Raw genomic sequence first — 16,474 nt, forward strand, 5'->3', positions numbered from 1 at the left:
AGGGGTTAGAAGATGGCTGCCTCGCCGCGCTCCCCGGTGCGCACCCGGACGGCTTCCTCAACCGGGATGGTCCAGACCTTGCCGTCTCCGACCTTTCCCGTTCTCGCGCTGGCCAGGACGGCGTCGACCAGGCGGTCCACTTCGTCGTCGTCGGCCAGGATTTCCACCCGAACCTTCGGCAGCATGTCCGAGGTGTACTCCGCCCCGCGGTAGAACTCGGTGTGCCCGCGCTGCCGCCCGTAGCCGTTCGCTTCACTGACCGTCAGGCCCTGCACGTCGGCGTCCTCCAGCGCCTGGCGCACGTCGTCGAGCTTTTCCGGGCGGACGATGGCGGTGATCAGCTTCATGTCGACGGCACCTTCCGCGGCGCGGCGTGGGCACCGCTGACGGTTACGGAGTCCTCCACCGGCTCGGGGCGGGGCTGCCCGTCGGGACGGAACGTGCCCCCGGTGGTGATCAGCTCGTAGGCCGTCTCGGCGTGCTCCGTGACATCGATGCCGGAGGCCTCGTTGTTCTCGGAGACGCGCATGCCCACCGTCTTGTGGATCGCGAAGCCGATAAGGGTCGTCATCAGCGCCGTCCACACCGTGACAATCAACGCGGTGAGGATCTGCGGCCAGAACTGGGCCAGCCCCCCGCCGTAGAACAGGCCGCCGGCCGTCTTGCTGGAAGGCACCGCGAAGAACCCGAGCGAGAGGGTCCCCCACAGGCCTCCGACGAAGTGGACGGCGACAACATCGAGCGAGTCGTCCAGGCCCAGCCTGAACTTCAGCGACACCGCCAGCGCGCAGACCGCACCGGCGATAGCCCCGATCAGGATCGCCCCGACCGGGTCCACGAAGCCGCAGGCAGGGGTGACCGCTACCAGGCCTGCCACGGCTCCCGATGCTGCGCCGAGCGAGGTGGCGTGGCCGTCGCGGATCCGCTCGACCAGCAGCCAGCCCAGCAGCGCGGCGCTGGTGGCGACGAGGGTGTTCACCCAGGCGAGGCTCGCCGTGGCGTCCGCCGCCAGTTCGGAGCCGGCGTTGAAGCCGAACCAGCCGAACCAGAGCAGGCCGGCGCCGAGCATGACGAACGGCAGGTTGTGCGGGCGGATGTTCGGGTCCTTCATGAAGCCCAGCCGTTTGCCGAGGATGACGGCCAGCATCAGACCGGCCATTCCGGCGTTCATGTGGACCACCGTGCCGCCGGCAAAGTCCAGCGCCGCGATCTTGCTGCCGATGATGCCGGTCGCGCCGAAAATGCCGCCGCCCCAGACCCAGTGCGCGATCGGCGAATAAACCAGCGTCACCCACAGGGCACAGAACAGCAGCCAGGGCCCGAACCGCACCCGCTCGGCCACCGCGCCGCTGATCAAGGCCACGGTAATGATGGCGAAAGTGGCCTGGAAACCGATGAAGACCATGTCCGGGAGGCCCGGCGCGTTGTCCCCGATGCTGGCGGTGAGCCCATGCAGGCCGAAGTTGGCGAACGGGTCGCCCACCCAGCCGCCCAGGGAGTCGGGGCCGAAGGCCATCCCGTAGCCCCAGAGCGCCCAGACCACGGCGACGACGCCCATCGCGCCGAAGCTCATCATCATCATGTTCAGTACGGATTTCATCCGGACCAGGCCGCCGTAGAAGAATGCCAGGCCGGGCGTCATCAGGAGCACCAGGGCGGACGCTGCGAGCATCCAGGCGGTGGCGCCCGGGTCCAGCGTCTGCGCGGCGGTGTCCATCCGGACAGTCATCAGAAAGTAGTGCATCCTGAACCTCCCTCGAGGTCGGGTGCCTTGCGGCGACCCTGCGAGACCGGAAATAGGCGTCCCCCGTCCATCGAGGCTAATCAGCACACGTTTCCGCTGACGGACCGCAATGCAACAGCTGTGTTACGTGCGTCACACCACGGTAAAATCTGCGAGTCGGCAGTGTTTCCGCCGCGTTTCGGACAACGCACGCCGGCTGGTTGTCGGAGGTCCTGTGCTAAATGTTGCTAGGGCTTCAGGGCCTCTTCCCCTGCGCGAAGCATTCGCACGGGGTGAGCATCTTTTTTGGGGGGGAAGAATGACGGGACCGATGCTGCCTCCGGGCAGAGCAGACCAACACGGAGCAGGACAACACAGAGCAGACCAACACCGAGCAGACGGACACGCAGGGGGCAGGGCCGACGACGGCGACGCCGCCCCGCCCGGCCTCCGCGCCAGGATCCCGGGGCAGGCGGTGATGACCGAGGTCCTCAGGGCACAGCGGCTCGCACGTCCCCGGCCCTGGCCGGCACGCCTCTTCGGCGCGAGTCCGCTCCCGCCAGAGGCCGTCTCCTGGTACAAGGGCGCCCTGGGCGAAATAGCCGTCGGGGCGCTCCTGGCCGGGCTGGGCCCGGAATGGACGGTGCTGCATGCGGTGCCCGTGGGTGCGGGAACGGCCGACATCGATCACGTGCTGATCGGGCCGTCCGGGGTGTACACCCTCAACACCAAGAACCATTCCGGGCAGTACGTGTGGGTCGTCAACCGCACGCTCATGGTCGCCGGCAAGAAGCAGCCGCATCTGCGCAACGCCGCGTACGAAGCGAAGCGGGCGTCCCGCCTGCTCTCGGACGCGGCCGGACAGTCCGTGCCGGTCAAGGGGGTACTGGTGCTTGTCCTTGGCTCCGGGAAGCTAAGCGTGCGCGAGTGCACGCAGGAGGTGGCGGTGGTGACCGCCGACGGGCTGCTGCGCTGGCTCAAACGGCGCGATCCGCTGCTCTCCCCCGAGCAGGTGCGGAGGATTGCCTCGGTGGCGGAACGGCCGGAAACCTGGCGCATCTCCGCCCCGGCGAAAGCCGCGGGGACAGCCGTCGCACCGCAGTTCCGGGCCCTGCACGCGGCAGTGCGCCGCGCCCGCCGGATCAGATCGGCCTGGCTGCTCGCAGTCCCCGTGTTTTGCGTGGCGGCGGCGGTGCTCCCGCCGTTGCTCGCCCGCGTGGCCCGCTGACACGGCACAGGAAAAGATCGGCAGGCGAAAGAGCGGCCGGGCAGACGCCCGGCCGCTCTTTCGTTGCCGAAAGCGCTACTCGCTGGAGTCCGTGTTGGTGGTCAATCCGCGGTCGTCCGGCGTCTTCTTGTCCAGCTCCTCGGCGGGCCCGGCCGCCCCACCCGGCGCGGCCGCCGGGGCGCTGCTTTCAGCCCCCTGGAGATCGGGGACCTGTGCTGCGGCGGTGTCCTGGTCGACCGCCTGCGCGATGATCGGATCCCCGTCGGCGGCGTCGTTGGCGGCACCGCTTACAACCTCGCTGCCGGCGGCGCCGGACCTGGCGTCCGGTTCGGTGTCTGCGCTATGCCTGCCCATCGGTGCTCCTATCGCTTGCGGATACTGTCGAGAATGTTCGTCGGGCGCTGCTGCTCCCCTTGCTGGGCACCGAGCACGATAACGAGCCCGCTGACCGCCGGAAGCGCCCACTGGAGCATCTTGAGCTGCTTCTGCGCTGCCTGCAGCTCGGCCGATGCGCCCGACTTCGGCTCGGTCGCGCCCTCGGCGCCCTCGTCGGCCAGCTTGCCAACCTTCTTGCCCAGCATGCCGGAGTAGAGCGTCAGGGCCATACCAGCGAGCGTCACTGCGCTCTTGATGATCGTGTTCGCCTGCGCGCCGCCCTGGGAGGCGAGCCTGCCCTTGTTGCCGAGAATCAGACCGATGCCGCCCACCGCGTGGACTGCGAAAGCCGCCGTCTGAACGGGAGCCCACTTGGCCCAGCCCAGGGTCGAGAGCCTCGTGCGCTCCTTCGGGTCCTTAGCGGCCGCTGCGGCGCCGTTGAGCCCAACCGCTCCCATCAGGGAGCCGCCGAACCACGCGGCCGCGCTCAAGTCGTGCATTGACCGTGCCAACAAATTGCCTGCCATGGTTCCTCCTGTTGCGTGTTGCCTCATTGCGGACTTAGATCACCCCAGAATAGTCAGCATGCTTACTGGTGCGCAATACGCGGGGCTTTGCGCTCACTCCCGCCTCCTGTGAACCTGTCGGGCCCTGCTGATAGATTCGCTGTACAGCCGTCCCGCAGCCGACAGCTGAGCCAAGCGGCAGGAGGCACGATGTTTCTGCTCACCTCGGAGACCCCGGGGGCTCACCCCGATCTGGTCTTCTCCGCCAGCGACCTGGTCGCCGCGGCCGTCTGCGAATACGCCGTGCTGCGCACCCTGGATGACAAGCTCGGCCGTGGAGAGAAGCTTCCCGCCGTCGAGGACAAGATGCTCGAGCGGACCGCCCGGCTCGGCGACGCGCACGAACTCCGTGTGCTGGAAGGTTTCGTCGCCGAGTACGGGCGGTGGGATCCCGCGGCCGGCCGGGGCGTGTACGAAATCGAGCCAGCAGCTGCCATGACCCGGGCTGCGCTTTCCGCCAAGCACGGGCAGACCCTGACTGCCCTGCGTGCGGGCGCCGACGTCGTCTTCCAGGGCTCCTTCTTTGACGGCAGCTTTCACGGGCGGTCGGACTTCCTCGTCAAGACCGCCGACGACGGCGGGGCACGGTACGCGGTGTACGACACCAAGCTCGCCCGGCATGCCAAGGTCACAGCGCTGCTGCAGCTCGCCGCGTACGGAGACCAGTTGCAGCAGGCGGGCATCCCGACGGCGCCCACGGTGCACCTGATCCTTGGGGACGGCAGCAGCACCACCCACCGGCTCGCGGACATCCTGCCCGTTTACCGGGAGCGGAGGCAGCGGCTGCTGACCATCCTCGATGCCCACCGCCGGCAGCCGCTCGCGGTCGAATGGGGCGATCCCCGGTACACGGCATGCGGCCGCTGTGACGTCTGCAAGGAACAGGTGCAGAAGACCCGCGACCTGCTGATGGTGGCAGGAATGAGCCTGTCGCGGCGCAAGAAACTCATCACCCAGGGCGTTCCGACGATCGAGGCGCTCGCATCGCTGGAACTGCCGCAGCCGAGTGCGGGATCCCTGGTACGGCTGAGGGAGCAGGCGCGGATGCAGACCGGAACGGGCCCCGCGGACGGGTCGGCCGGGGGCGTCGCCTTCAGCTTCCTGGCGGAGAACACGCTTGCCACCCTGCCGCCGTCGAGCCCGGGCGACATCTTCTTCGACTTCGAAGGGGACCCCCTGTGGACCGAATCCGGCTCCGCCGACTGGGGGCTGGAGTATCTGTTCGGAGTGATGGAAGCGCCTGCGTCGCCGGGGCACGCCCCCGAATTCAGGGCATTCTGGGCGCACAACCGTGCCGAGGAACGCCAGGCGCTGCTCGACTTCCTCGCGTACGTGGCGGAGCGCCGCTCCCGCTACCCGGACATGCACATCTACCACTACGCCAACTACGAAAAGGCCGCCCTCCGGCGGCTGTCCTTGCGCCACGGCACGGGCGAGGATGCGGTGGACGGCCTGCTGCGCGACGGCGTGCTGGTGGACCTTTACAACGTGGTCCGGCACAGCGTGCGCATCTCGGCGCACTCCTACAGCATCAAGTCGCTTGAACCGCTGTACATGGGCCCGCACCTGCGCACCGGGGACGTCAAGGATGCCGGCGCCTCGGTGGTCGCCTACGCCCTCTACTGCGAAGCGCGGGACGCCGAGCGCACCGAGGAGGCGGCGGAGGTGCTCGCCAGCATCGAGGACTACAACACCTACGACTGCCTCTCCACGCTCAAGCTGCGGGACTGGCTGGTGCGGCACGCCCGCGAGCGCGACATCCTCCCGCACGAAGTGACGCCTGCGGCCGCTGAAACCGGAACACCCGTGCCGGAAACCGCGCCGGATGAGCCCGGGCCTGCCGAGGCCGTTCTGCTGGAGCGCGTCAGCCATGCCCGGGAGGAGGCGGCCGCGGCGCACCGGCCGCTGGGAGCCGACGACGAAGCGCTCGCCCTGCTGGCCGCCGCGACCGGGCACCACCGGCGCGAGGAGAAGCAGTTTTGGTGGGCGCACTTCGACCGGCTCAGCGCCGACGTCGGCGAATGGCAGGACACCCGGGACGTTTTCGTGGCGGACAGTGCGCGAGTGGTGGAGAACTGGTCCGTCCCGACCGGGAAGAAAAGCCTCGCACGAACCGTGAGGCTGGCCGGTTCCTGGGCGGACGGGTCCGAGGTCAAGCCTGGGCTGCAGGTCTTCTCGATGTACGACGCGCAGCTCCCCGCCGAGCCGCCGCGGCCCAATGACGGACGCACCCGGCGGGACGGCTTCTTCGGCGCGGACATCCTCGAGGTGGGCGTCGAGGACGGCAAAGACGTCGTCGTCCTTCGGGAGCGCTTGCCCAAGGGATGCGAGCCGTTCGCGGCGACGCCAATGGCGTTGACGCCCAACAGCCCGATCCCCACGAACGCTCAGCGGGAGTCGATTGCCGCCCTTGCCCGGAGCGTGGGCGACGGGCTCCCCGCTCTTCCTGACAACCCGGCGCTGGACATCCTCCGGCGGCGCGCGCCCCGGCTGCGTTCGCTGGATGCCCTCCCGGTGGCGGAGGACGGCGCCTACATCCCCTCCATCACCGCGGCGGTGGCGGACCTCGACAGCTCCTACCTGGCCGTGCAGGGGCCTCCCGGATCGGGGAAGACGCATGTGGGCTCGCACGTCATCGCCGACCTCGTCGGGCGCGGCTGGAAGGTCGGCGTGGTCGCCCAGTCGCACGCCGTGATCGAGAACATGTTTTCGGCCCTCACCGGCAAGGCGGGGGTTCCCGCGCACCGGGTGGGGAAGAAGCCTTCCAACGGCTCCACCCCGGCCGACGTCCCGTGGACCTGGCTGAAGAACGACGCCGCCCTCCGCGCCTTCCTCGACGAGGGGGCGGGTGTGGTGGGGGGCACAGCCTGGGACTTTGCCAACGCGAAGCGCTTCGGCGACGCGGAACTCGACCTGCTGGTGATCGACGAAGCCGGCCAGTACTCGCTCGCCAACACCGTCGCGGTCTCCCGGGCAGCTAAGCGGCTGCTGCTGCTGGGGGACCCGCAGCAACTCCCCCAGGTCACGCAGGGCACGCACCCGGAACCCGTGGACACCTCCGCTTTGGGCTGGCTCTCGCAGGGGCACAACACCCTGCCTGCCGACCTCGGCTACTTCCTGGCCACCACCTGGCGCATGCACCCGGTGCTCGCCGCCGCGGTCTCGCACCTGTCCTACGATGACCGGCTGAGCGCCGACCCCTGCACCGCGGAGCGCCGTCTGTCCGGCGTGGCCCCCGGCGTGCACTGCCTGTGGGTGGAGCACCGCGGCAACGCGACGTCCTCGCCGGAGGAAGCGCGCGCCGTCGTCCGTGAAGTGCAGAAGCTGATTGAGCTGCCCTGGACGCCGGGCCCCGACGCTGGACCTCGGCCGCTGGAACAGGGGGACATCCTCGTGGTCGCGGCGTACAACGCGCAGGTGCAGCTGATCCGGCGTGCGCTGGCCGACGCCGGCTGGGACAAGGTGCCGGTGGGGACGGTGGACAAGTTCCAAGGCCAGGAGGCACCCGTGGTGATCGTGTCCCTTGCCGCGTCGGCTCCCGGGGAGGTGCCGCGCGGAATGGAGTTCCTGATTTCCCGCAACAGAGTCAACGTGGCCGTCTCCCGCGCCCAGTGGTGCGCCGTCGTCGTGCGCTCCCCCGAGCTGACGGCGTACCTGCCCACCCGCCCCGAGGGGCTCGAAGAGCTCGGGGCGTTCATCGGCCTGTGCGCGTCCGGAAGCTCCGAAACCGCGCCGCGCAGCTCGCCCGTGCTCACGGACCCGGAGTTCGAGCGGCGGCACCGGGCCGAAAGGGAACACCTGCGTGCCGGCCGCCATTGACCAGCAGCCCCGACAGCGGGATGCTCAAAGAACAATGTTCCAGCAGCGCGGGCGGTCCTACCGGAAGGCGCGGAAAACAGCAGGACCGGTCCCGGATATCAGCCGACGGCGCTTCATCGCGGGCAGTGCGGCAACGCTGGCGATGGCGTTCTTCGGCACCAACCTTTCGCTCGAGTACATCATCACGGAGAACACCTCGTTCGAGGTGATCACCCCGGATAACGACGAGAACCGCTTCGCGGCACTGCGCTTCCCCAGCTCCGCCTGGTACCTCCTGGGCGGCTACCAGGTTCCCAACCGGGCGGTACGTGCCAAGCTCAAGGGCCTGCAACCGGCCATGAACGAGCGGGCCCCCGCGTCCTACGTGGGGTATTCCAACGAGGGCATCGATATCGACAAGCTCTTCGTCGCCATCTACAACGACGCGAACAAGAGGCGGATCGGCGACATCTACCTCTACGGGGACAGCTTCGGCGGCATGGTCGCGACGGTGCTCGCACCGATGCTCGAGGACGCCGGGTACCGGGTGCGGATGATCGTGATGGGCTCCAGCCCGAGCAGCTCCTTTGACGTGTTGGACGCGAATAAACAGCTCATTGACGTGGCAGGCTACCTGGGCCCGTACGTCGGAGTGCTGGGGCGGATGGCCGTGGGCGCGATGGACGGGGTTCAGAACCCGAACGGACGGGGCATGTACGAGGCCGTGACCCAAGGCATCGAACGTTCCCTCGATGGCAGCAACAACAGCGTGCTGCTGCGCACCTCGCAGGGGAAGTTCCTGGAGGCGTTCCCCCGGCAGTACCACGGCAACATTTCCCCGGCGACGGGCATCGGCCTGCTGTACGACGAGCAGGACCCGATTGTTGATGCGGCTTCGGCCAAGCGCGGCTGGCACCGCCTGCTGCCGAAGAACCCGTTCTACGAATACGATCTCCAAGGCGTGGGGCATGCCAGTCCCGAGTACCACTCGCCGGAGTACCAGACAGGCCTGACGATCATCCAGGACCAGCTTGATCCGCCGCCGAACAAGCAGCCGAAGCCCAGGTACTTCTAAGGGCGGCTCCCGCGAGGGCGGGCTTTCACGACGGCGGGCTTTCGGCCTATTCCTGCCGGCTTTTGCAGGTTCTAAGCTGAATCATGGCAACTGGTCAGCTCACCCTGCCCGAGGAACTGATGCTCCTTTCCCTGCACCGGGAGACAGGGAAGAAGCGCATTGATGCTCAGACTCTGCACCTGATCCTGGCCGGCGCCGTACTGGTGGAGCTCGCACTGGAAGGTGCCATCGAGATCCACGACGACCACGTGCAGGCCAGTGGTACCGCCTCGGACACCGCGTATCCCACCCACTTGCTGCGCATTTCCGACGAGCACAAGCCCCGCCGCGCGCAGTGGTGGGTGGAGCACTTCCAGAACCGGAGCCAGGCTGAGGACCTCTGCCGCAGGCTCGTGCACAAGGGGATCCTCAAGGAGACCGATTCAACCGTGCTCGGTTTCATTCACGTCCACCGGTTCCCCGAATCGGAGCACGACGCCGACGCCGAGATCCGCAGCCGCCTGCAGCGGGCATTGGCGGGAACTGAGACCGGGGGCGCCGCGCCGGGGCCCGACGACAGGACGACCGCCCTCATAGCACTTGCGGAGGCCGGCGACCTTCTGCGCAAAATCATTCCGGACGCCCCGAAGGGACGGGTGAACCAGATCGTCGCAGGTCCGTGGCAGTCCCCTTCGGCCAGAGCTGCGGTTGAAGCGGTTGCCGCTGCCGTCTCCACCGCGCTCGTCGTGGTGTACATGGGCGGGGGCAGCTAGCGGGTTGCCGCAGGCACGAAGGACGGCCGCCTAACAGCCCGCGCCGTGCGGGTTCTGGAGACAGTTGTCCGCATAGTTACGGGTGACCGACCGCCACACGCTGATTGATACGGGAGGGGTGGAAAATTCCCCCGTCCCCGGGATAGGCAGCTCAGGGCCACCGTTGACAGAGTATGTGCCTTGGAAATAGGTCGTGGCAGTAACCGAGAAATCGCCCGTGGCGCCGTATGCGTGACTAGTGTTTGTTTTCTCACCCCAGCGGTTCTGCGGGAGTGACCCTCCGGAAGAGGCAACTGGGCCAAGAGAAGAGCCGTCTCCGTAGTTCCATTTGTACTCCACCGGAACCGCATGAACATGAACCTTCTGCCCCAGCAGTTGGATGTCAAAGTCTTGGGTGACTGCGTCGATGAAAAAGTTCGTTTGTGCTCCCCTGAGGGTGTGAGGGCTGGGCTGGGCGCTGAGGCGCCCGGGTCGAAGAGGCAGCTCTCGAAAGGCGTGTTCGATGACCGCAGCGATTTCTGCCATGACGTCTCGAGGTTTTGCTGAATATACGCAAGAGGTTCCGCCGAGAGGCAGCCAACTCGGAGGATCGAAAGCCTTGGGAGACCGGAACCATTGCACAGGTCGGCCATTCTCCGCTGCCGGGCAGTCGTATTTAGCTAGGCATGCCTTGTCGAAATCATTGAGCTTTACCAGACACAACAATTCAAACTTGTAGTTGTCCGGATCTTCAGCGCCGGCTGCTGGCGAACTTCCCCACAACCCACTGGTTGGATCTTGTACCCAGGTTTCCACCTCCGCACCATGCGAGCTCCAACTTCCCTTGCTCCCGTCCGCTGCGGCGATGGGCGTGCCCAAAACCATTGAGAAAATGAGTAACACCAGACAGAAGAAACCGCGCAAACCTTGAGAGGATCTGTTCATCATCCACCGCGGACGTGTTCCACGAGCTCGGCGTGCCATCGCCCAGTTGAATATTGGGCGACCATGATGTCCGTGATGTATTCGCTCTGAGGATTGCTCTCGTCCAGAGTTCCGTTGTGCCGGTAATACAAAAGCGCATGCTGTCTGGTTTGAACAATCACCTGATAGCCCCCGGCAGAAGTCTCAGCGAATCGGCTCTGCGCACCGGCCACGTCGAACCTGCCTCCGGCCGTCCACCCTCCCTTGCTATACCAACTTTCGACAACCGACTTTGCACGGTTACAGGGCGCGCAGTTTGCGCCAGTTATATCGGCCAAAGGTACGAAGTCCCCCGATTCGTAGGCATATCCGAACACGCTGTACCAGTACCGGGCGAACGCTTCCAGCCCTTGTTTGCTCTTCTCATCAGCGAGCGGCGGCTTCACCGGCAGGGGCACGTTCTGTGCGGGCCCCTTGGCGTCTGCGGGACGGTACTTCGGCGACGCAGCCGCCGTCGGCGTCGGCGACGGGCTCGATGACGCGGGGGAACTTGCGGATGGACCGGGCGGACTTGGCTCCGCGGCTGGCGCCCCGGAGCATCCCGCCAGCAACAGGACCCCCGCCGAGACGGCGCCCGCGCGCAACAGCGCGGGCCATCCGAAGAAAAACCATCGTGAAGATGCCACGATTTCCCCCTGTTTCGCTCATCCCCCGAACGATAGATGGCTGTCAGCGTAACCCAAGCAAACTCCCAGCAACAGGGTTATCAACACCCGCAAACCGCCCTGCCCCCGCAGGCCACGCCTCGGCAAAGCTACGCTTAAACCATGGCTGACTCCCTCACCCCCGAGGCGCGCAGCCGCAACATGTCCAGGATCCGCGGCAAGAACACCAAACCCGAACTGCTCGTCCGCCGGCTGATCCACGCCGCCGGCTACCGGTACCGGCTGCACGACAAGAAGCTCCCCGGCCGGCCTGACCTGGTGTTCGCCGGCCGCCACAAGGTGATCTTCGTCAACGGCTGCTTCTGGCACCTTCACGACTGCAAGGCCGGCCAGCACCACCCGCAGACAAACGCCGACTTCTGGCTCCAAAAGCGCGAACGCACCGCCGCCCGGGACGCCGACCAGCGCCGGAAACTGGAGGACGGCGGGTGGAGCGTCCTCACGCTTTGGGAATGCGAACTGCGGAACGAGGAGGCGCTCATGGCGGAAGTCCGGACGTTCCTCGGCGACGCCCGCGCGCACTCCGCGGCCGACGTCGTGCCTCCTGCTCCGGAACAATAGCCGCCCGCGCCGAGTTAGCCCCTGTGAAAGCAGACCATCCTTTGAAGGGAACGGCATGACCGTTATTGGAACCTCCGACCTCACCATTTTCCCGCTCGCCCTCGGCGGCAACACCTTCGGCTGGACCTCGGACCAGGCCACCAGCGAGAGTGTGCTGGATGCCTTCACCGCCCGCGGCGGCAACTTCATCGACACCGCCGACGGCTACTCGGCATGGGCTCCCGGCCACAAGGGCGGCGAGTCGGAAACGATCATCGGCGAGTGGACCACCTCCCGCGGCAACCGCGACGACGTCGTCATCGCCACCAAGGTCAGCACGCACCCGGACTACCGGGGCCTCTCCGCCCGGAACATCGCCCAGGCCGCCGATGCCTCGCTCGAACGCCTCCGCACGGACCACATCGACCTCTACTACGCGCACTTCGACGACGCGGAGACTCCCCTGATCGAAACGATTGCCGCCCTGGACTCCCTCGTCCAGCAAGGCAAGGTCCGTTACATCGGCATCTCGAACTACACCGCGGAGCGGATCAATGAGTGGATGTCGATTGTCGAGCGCAACGGTTTCGCAGCACCGGTGGCCCTGCAGCCGCACTACAACCTTGTGGAACGCCGGAACTTTGAGCAGACGCTCGCTCCGGTGGCGGAGGACCACAAGCTCAGTGTTTTCCCGTACTTCTCCCTCGCCAGCGGCTTCCTGACCGGCAAGTACCGCACCGCCGCCGACCTTGAAGGGGCCGCCCGCAGCGGCGCCGCCGGCAACTACCTCAACGACGCCGGACTCCGCGTCATCGACGTGCTTTCCTCGGTCGCCGAAGCCCGCGGGGCATCGTTGACGACGACGGCGCTCGCGTGGCTCCGGAGCAAGCCCACCGTTGCTGCGCCGCTGGCCAGCGTGAGCCGGGTGGAGCAGCTGGCGGACCTCTTCGCCGCCGTCGAACTGGACCTCACCGCGGAGGAAACCGCCGCCCTGGACTCCGCTTCGGAGTCCTTCGCCTGAGGCCGCTTCCACCCAGTGGCAGAAGCCGCACGAAAGCGCTCCGCGGAACGTCCCGCGGAGCGCTTTTCCGTTTCACGCGGATTAAAGCCCTTGAGCTGACTGCTCTAAGATTGCTTCCCATGGACCTTCCCCAGAGCCCCGATGTCTCAGATCATGGCCCCACCCGGAAGCAGGTCCGCCAGCGGGAGCCCCGCCGTTCCGCCGGAGCGCCTGATGCGCCCGGCACGCCCTCGCCCGCGGCTCCGGCCGTGGAACGCCGGCGCCGGCGCGAGCGCCCGGCGGTCCCCGTCCCCCAGCCCAGCTCGGGACCTGTGCTGGTCCACACCATCCGGCTCTCGGAGACCGTCACGGCCGAGCTCGCTCTTCCTGACAAGCTCTCGGTAGCGGACGCCGAACGCATCGCCAGCGTCGTCCTGGCCCTCGCCGCGGACTGACTCCCGGCCGCCGGCCCCGCCTTCGGCTTCCAGCCGTTAAACGATCCGACAGCAGGACCCTGCCCTTGCGGACGGTATCCTGCTGCCGGTTCCTTGTTTTGTCTAGAGCGCGGCGTCGGGGCCGAAAGCATCACTGCCGGACACGTCGTCCTGGCGGTGGCTGCGCAGGCTGTGCGTGGCGAGGTAGTGCGCCGCGGCCTCCTGCATCTCGCGTTCCTTCGCCAGCTTCTCCTTCAGCGCCTTCAGTTCCGCGGCAGTCTCTGCCTGCCGGGCGGCGATGTCGTTCTGGCGCTCGGCTTGTTCCTGGACCGCCGCCAGCGCCCGGCTGAGCTGCAGCTGCTGCTGGGCGAGGGTGTGCTGGGTAGCCTGGATCAGTTCGACCACGTCCCTGCGTCGGTCGGACAGCGGCTGCGGCCGAGTCAACCGCTCCGCGTCCCGCTCAACGTGGGGCCGCTCGGCGTCGGCGGCCGCCTCTGCCGCGGCGAGCACCGAAGAGCGCTTCTGCACGCCACCGAAGGACGGTGCGGGCTCCACGGCATGCGGAGCGCCCACCACAGGAGCCGGCTCGACGTGCGATTCGCGGCTGAGCACCTCGGCGAACTCGCGGTCGATGTCATCCTCCGGGGAAATTTCCTTCGGAGCTTCCTTCATTTCCACGGTGCGGCGCAGGGCCACTTCCTTGATGGCCAGGACGGAGAGCAGCGCGACCACGCCGATGATGGCGGAAATCGTGAAGATCAGGGCGGTGGCGTCACCGTAGGCGGCGCGCATGATGTCGCGGATCGGCTGCGGCAGGTCCGTGAGGTCCAGCGACGCACCGGCACTCGAACCGGCCGGAACCCGGATGTGGGCTTTCGCAAAGCCGGCAGTCGCCAGGTCGGTGACCCGGTTGCCCAGCACGGCACCCAGAACCGCGACGCCGATCGCGCCACCGAAGGAGCGGAAGAACGCTACAGAGGCGCTGGCGGAACCGATGTCGGAGGCCTTCACCGTGTTCTGCACGGCGAGAACCAGGTTCTGCAGCATCATGCCCAGGCCGAGGCCGAGGATGAAGAAGTACACGCCGACCAGGGTCAGGTCCGTCTGGTGGTCCATCGTGCCGGCGAGGCCGAGGCCGCCGATCAGCAGCACCGAACCGAAGATCAGGAACCGCTTCCACTTTCCGTACCGGCTGATGAGCTGGCCGGAAACGACCGAGCCAAGCAGGTTGCCAACGATCATCGGCAGGGTCAGCAGGCCGGCCTCGGTCGGCGTGGCACCGCGGGCCACCTGGTAGTACTGGCCCAGGAAGGTCGAGGAGCCGAACATCGCGACACCGACGGCGACGGAGGCCAGGATGGCGAGCGCGGTGGTGCGCTGCGAGATGATCTTCAGCGGGATGATGGGGGCCTTGACCTTGGACTCCACGAAGACCATCGCGGCGAGCAGGACGACGCCGCCGCCGACCATCACGGCGCTCTGCCAGGACCACCAGTCGTAGTAGTTGGCCTGGCCGGCGAAGGAAACCCAGATCAGCAGCAGGCTGACGCCGGAAGTGAGCAGCAGGGAGCCGAGCCAGTCGATGCTGGCGGGCCGGCGGACATGCTGGATCTTGAGCGTCTTCTGCAGCAGGATCAGGGCGACGACGGCGAGCGGCACGCAGACGTAGAAGGTCCAGCGCCAGCCCAGTGCACTGTCCACGATGAAGCCGCCCAGCAGCGGGCCGCCGGCGGTACCGACCGCCATCACGGCGCCCATGTAACCCGAGTAGCGGCCGCGCTCGCGCGGCGGGATCATGGTGCCGATGATCGCCTGGGCCAGCGCAGTGAGGCCGCCCATCGCGATGCCCTGGATGACGCGAGCCGTGAGCAGGAACGGGATGCTCTCGGACAGGCCTGCCATCACGGAGCCGGCGACGAAGACGATGATGCTCAGCTGGACGAGCAGCTTCTTGTTGAACAGGTCCGCGAGCTTGCCCCAGATCGGGGTGGTTGCGGCGTTCGCCAGCAGCGCCGCGGTGATGACCCAGGCGTAGTCCGTCTGGGTGCCCTTCAGGTCCGACATGATGGTCGGCAGGGCGTTCGCGACGATGGTGCTGCTGAGGATTGCGGTGAAGAAGGCGGCAAGGAGACCCGTCAGCGCCTCCATGATTTGCCGGTGAGTCATCTGCTGCGGTTCCGCACTCGGTTCGTGCGGCCGCGGCGCAGTGCCGGTTGCTGCGTGGCTGGCCATTAGTTTGCTCCTACTAGGGTGTCGTGCGTGTGTTCGTGGGGCGCTCCGGCCGCCTTCGCCCGGAAAGCGCTGTTCATCGTGCGGGACAGCCGCTCGATGACCAGCGCCGCGGCGTCGGCCTCTTCCTCGCTCCAGCCTTCAAGCGCCTGCTGGAGCAGTTCGGACCTGCGCTGTTCGGTGGCGAGCACCTGCTGCGCACCCTGGTCCGAGAGGCTGATCAGGTGCGCCCTCCGGTCTGCGGGATCGGGCCTGCGGACCACGAGGTCAAGTTCCTCGAGTTCGGCGATATGCCGGCTCAGTACCGAAGCGCCGACCCCGAGCCGGGAGGCGAGCTCGGTGGCCCGGCACTCCCCCGCGTCTCCGATGATCCGCAGGACGCCCTGCAGGGCGACCCCTGGGTCCGATGCTCTGAGGTTGGCTGTTGTCACGCAGCGCAGGACGCGCTGCAAAGCGAAAATCCGATCCACGAGGACCGCGGCGGTCTGTTTGCGGACTGACATGGTGCTTCTTTCCACATTGCTTGTTTGCCTCAGGCAACGATATCACTATTTACTTGCTTTGGGAAACTAAGTGACGGAGTTCACTGCCGGCCCCGCGCTTCGGTGACAGGCCCTGCGGGGACTGTTAGCTTGTCCCCATGTCACGCGAAATCTTTGTGAACCTGCCCGTGAAGGACCTGGACGCGTCCATTACCTTCTTCACCCAGTTGGGCTTCGAGTTCAACCCGGCCTTCACCAACGAGAAGGCCACCTGCATGATCGTCGGCGACGGCATCTTCGTCATGCTGCTGGTGCGGGACTTCTTCCAGACGTTCACCCGGAAACCGGTGGCGGAAGCAGCGAACGGGACCGAGGTGATCCTCGCCCTGTCCGCGGACAGTCGCGAAGAGGTCGACGAAATGGTGGCGAAGGCTCTGGCAGCCGGCGGGGCAGAATCGAACCCGGCCAGCGAGCAGCCCGGCATGTACGGCGGCAGCTTCCAGGACCCGGACGGGCACCTGTGGGAAGTCATCTACATGGACCCCGCGGCGCTGGGCTCCTGACCCCCTGAGGGCGCGGACGCGCGAGCGGCCAGTTGCGGCGGCTTCGAGCGTCGAGAAGCCGCCGCAACTGGCCGTTCGGCC

Annotated in this window: 16 protein-coding genes; 8 read left to right on the plus strand and 8 right to left on the minus strand. The window is 67.1% G+C overall.

All coding sequences use genetic code 11. The annotated features are described in order from the left end of the window. Window positions 1-5: 5 nt before the first annotated feature. Together KIH31_RS16005 and KIH31_RS16010 are read right to left on the minus strand one after the other, a co-directional pair. On the minus strand, window positions 6-347 hold the full coding sequence (locus KIH31_RS16005) for a P-II family nitrogen regulator (protein ID WP_214428139.1): 342 nt from the start codon (window positions 345-347) through the stop codon (window positions 6-8). Continuing rightward, a complete protein-coding gene (locus KIH31_RS16010; RefSeq protein ID WP_374224894.1) occupies window positions 344-1,744 on the minus strand; it encodes an ammonium transporter in 1,401 nt (466 codons plus the stop codon). The genes KIH31_RS16005 and KIH31_RS16010 overlap by 4 nt, the downstream gene beginning before the upstream one ends. Before the next feature lie 457 nt (window positions 1,745-2,201). Here KIH31_RS16010 and KIH31_RS16015 point away from each other — a divergent pair, with 457 nt between their 5' ends. Continuing rightward, window positions 2,202-2,951 (plus strand): nuclease-related domain-containing protein, encoded by a 750-nt coding sequence (locus KIH31_RS16015; protein ID WP_214428140.1) that lies wholly within the window; start codon window positions 2,202-2,204, stop codon window positions 2,949-2,951. Between the two features lie 75 nt (window positions 2,952-3,026). On the opposite strand, the gene KIH31_RS16020 is transcribed toward KIH31_RS16015, so the two are convergent. Together KIH31_RS16020 and KIH31_RS16025 are read right to left on the minus strand one after the other, a co-directional pair. Then, window positions 3,027-3,305 (minus strand): hypothetical protein, encoded by a 279-nt coding sequence (locus KIH31_RS16020; RefSeq protein ID WP_214428141.1) that lies wholly within the window; start codon window positions 3,303-3,305, stop codon window positions 3,027-3,029. A gap of 8 nt (window positions 3,306-3,313) precedes the next feature. Further along, the gene (locus KIH31_RS16025; RefSeq protein ID WP_214428142.1) at window positions 3,314-3,853 is read right to left on the minus strand and encodes a hypothetical protein; all 540 of its coding nucleotides are present in this window, start codon (window positions 3,851-3,853) and stop codon (window positions 3,314-3,316) included. Window positions 3,854-4,042: 189 nt separating this feature from the next. Between KIH31_RS16025 and KIH31_RS16030 the strand changes: the two genes are divergently transcribed. From KIH31_RS16030 to KIH31_RS16040, 3 genes are all read left to right on the plus strand, one after another. Further along, window positions 4,043-7,711, plus strand: a complete 3,669-nt coding sequence (locus KIH31_RS16030; RefSeq protein WP_214428143.1) for a bifunctional RecB family nuclease/DEAD/DEAH box helicase — start codon at window positions 4,043-4,045, stop codon at window positions 7,709-7,711. A 34-nt stretch (window positions 7,712-7,745) separates the two neighbouring features. Then, on the plus strand, window positions 7,746-8,765 hold the full coding sequence (locus KIH31_RS16035; protein ID WP_214428144.1) for a hypothetical protein: 1,020 nt from the start codon (window positions 7,746-7,748) through the stop codon (window positions 8,763-8,765). A gap of 83 nt (window positions 8,766-8,848) precedes the next feature. After that, the gene (locus tag KIH31_RS16040) at window positions 8,849-9,517 is read left to right on the plus strand and encodes a GPP34 family phosphoprotein (protein WP_214428145.1); all 669 of its coding nucleotides are present in this window, start codon (window positions 8,849-8,851) and stop codon (window positions 9,515-9,517) included. 30 nt (window positions 9,518-9,547) lie between these two features. On the opposite strand, the gene KIH31_RS18220 is transcribed toward KIH31_RS16040, so the two are convergent. Then, window positions 9,548-10,444 (minus strand): hypothetical protein, encoded by an 897-nt coding sequence (locus KIH31_RS18220; RefSeq protein ID WP_250546111.1) that lies wholly within the window; start codon window positions 10,442-10,444, stop codon window positions 9,548-9,550. Next, on the minus strand, window positions 10,441-11,106 hold the full coding sequence (locus tag KIH31_RS16050; RefSeq protein ID WP_307857682.1) for a DUF6318 family protein: 666 nt from the start codon (window positions 11,104-11,106) through the stop codon (window positions 10,441-10,443). Before KIH31_RS16050 ends, KIH31_RS18220 begins: the two co-directional genes overlap by 4 nt. Before the next feature lie 141 nt (window positions 11,107-11,247). Here KIH31_RS16050 and KIH31_RS16055 point away from each other — a divergent pair, with 141 nt between their 5' ends. The 3 genes from KIH31_RS16055 to KIH31_RS16065 all read left to right on the plus strand — a co-directional run bounded on the left by KIH31_RS16055 (window position 11,248) and on the right by KIH31_RS16065 (window position 13,140). Further along, a complete protein-coding gene (locus KIH31_RS16055) occupies window positions 11,248-11,706 on the plus strand; it encodes a very short patch repair endonuclease (RefSeq protein ID WP_214428147.1) in 459 nt (152 codons plus the stop codon). Window positions 11,707-11,761: 55 nt separating this feature from the next. Beyond that, on the plus strand, window positions 11,762-12,706 hold the full coding sequence (locus KIH31_RS16060) for an aldo/keto reductase (protein ID WP_214428148.1): 945 nt from the start codon (window positions 11,762-11,764) through the stop codon (window positions 12,704-12,706). A gap of 119 nt (window positions 12,707-12,825) precedes the next feature. After that, window positions 12,826-13,140 (plus strand): hypothetical protein, encoded by a 315-nt coding sequence (locus tag KIH31_RS16065; protein WP_214428149.1) that lies wholly within the window; start codon window positions 12,826-12,828, stop codon window positions 13,138-13,140. 102 nt (window positions 13,141-13,242) lie between these two features. On the opposite strand, the gene KIH31_RS16070 is transcribed toward KIH31_RS16065, so the two are convergent. Both KIH31_RS16070 and KIH31_RS16075 read right to left on the minus strand, forming a co-directional pair. Next, window positions 13,243-15,351 carry an MFS transporter gene (locus KIH31_RS16070; RefSeq protein WP_214428150.1) on the minus strand — a complete coding sequence of 703 codons (2,109 nt, stop codon included), beginning with the start codon at window positions 15,349-15,351 and terminating at the stop codon, window positions 13,243-13,245. After that, on the minus strand, window positions 15,351-15,851 hold the full coding sequence (locus tag KIH31_RS16075) for a MarR family winged helix-turn-helix transcriptional regulator (protein WP_214428151.1): 501 nt from the start codon (window positions 15,849-15,851) through the stop codon (window positions 15,351-15,353). Before KIH31_RS16075 ends, KIH31_RS16070 begins: the two co-directional genes overlap by 1 nt. A gap of 137 nt (window positions 15,852-15,988) precedes the next feature. Here KIH31_RS16075 and KIH31_RS16080 point away from each other — a divergent pair, with 137 nt between their 5' ends. Further along, the gene (locus KIH31_RS16080; protein ID WP_214428152.1) at window positions 15,989-16,393 is read left to right on the plus strand and encodes a VOC family protein; all 405 of its coding nucleotides are present in this window, start codon (window positions 15,989-15,991) and stop codon (window positions 16,391-16,393) included. The last annotated feature ends 81 nt before the right edge of the window (window positions 16,394-16,474 follow it).

It is taken from the genome of Paenarthrobacter sp. DKR-5 (assembly GCF_018531425.1).
Taxonomy (GTDB): domain Bacteria; phylum Actinomycetota; class Actinomycetes; order Actinomycetales; family Micrococcaceae; genus DKR-5.

Bases quoted from the DNA above. Each gene is read 5' to 3' on its own strand.
- KIH31_RS16005 (WP_214428139.1), bottom strand. From the start codon at position 347: ATGAAGCTGATCACCGCCATCGTCCGCCCGGAAAAGCTCGACGACGTG.
- KIH31_RS16010 (WP_374224894.1), bottom strand. From the start codon at position 1,744: ATGCACTACTTTCTGATGACTGTCCGGATGGACACCGCCGCGCAGACG.
- KIH31_RS16015 (WP_214428140.1), top strand. From the start codon at position 2,202: ATGACCGAGGTCCTCAGGGCACAGCGGCTCGCACGTCCCCGGCCCTGG.
- KIH31_RS16020 (WP_214428141.1), bottom strand. From the start codon at position 3,305: ATGGGCAGGCATAGCGCAGACACCGAACCGGACGCCAGGTCCGGCGCC.
- KIH31_RS16025 (WP_214428142.1), bottom strand. From the start codon at position 3,853: ATGGCAGGCAATTTGTTGGCACGGTCAATGCACGACTTGAGCGCGGCC.
- KIH31_RS16030 (WP_214428143.1), top strand. From the start codon at position 4,043: ATGTTTCTGCTCACCTCGGAGACCCCGGGGGCTCACCCCGATCTGGTC.
- KIH31_RS16035 (WP_214428144.1), top strand. From the start codon at position 7,746: ATGTTCCAGCAGCGCGGGCGGTCCTACCGGAAGGCGCGGAAAACAGCA.
- KIH31_RS16040 (WP_214428145.1), top strand. From the start codon at position 8,849: ATGGCAACTGGTCAGCTCACCCTGCCCGAGGAACTGATGCTCCTTTCC.
- KIH31_RS18220 (WP_250546111.1), bottom strand. From the start codon at position 10,444: ATGATGAACAGATCCTCTCAAGGTTTGCGCGGTTTCTTCTGTCTGGTG.
- KIH31_RS16055 (WP_214428147.1), top strand. From the start codon at position 11,248: ATGGCTGACTCCCTCACCCCCGAGGCGCGCAGCCGCAACATGTCCAGG.
- KIH31_RS16060 (WP_214428148.1), top strand. From the start codon at position 11,762: ATGACCGTTATTGGAACCTCCGACCTCACCATTTTCCCGCTCGCCCTC.
- KIH31_RS16065 (WP_214428149.1), top strand. From the start codon at position 12,826: ATGGACCTTCCCCAGAGCCCCGATGTCTCAGATCATGGCCCCACCCGG.
- KIH31_RS16070 (WP_214428150.1), bottom strand. From the start codon at position 15,351: ATGGCCAGCCACGCAGCAACCGGCACTGCGCCGCGGCCGCACGAACCG.
- KIH31_RS16075 (WP_214428151.1), bottom strand. From the start codon at position 15,851: ATGTCAGTCCGCAAACAGACCGCCGCGGTCCTCGTGGATCGGATTTTC.
- KIH31_RS16080 (WP_214428152.1), top strand. From the start codon at position 15,989: ATGTCACGCGAAATCTTTGTGAACCTGCCCGTGAAGGACCTGGACGCG.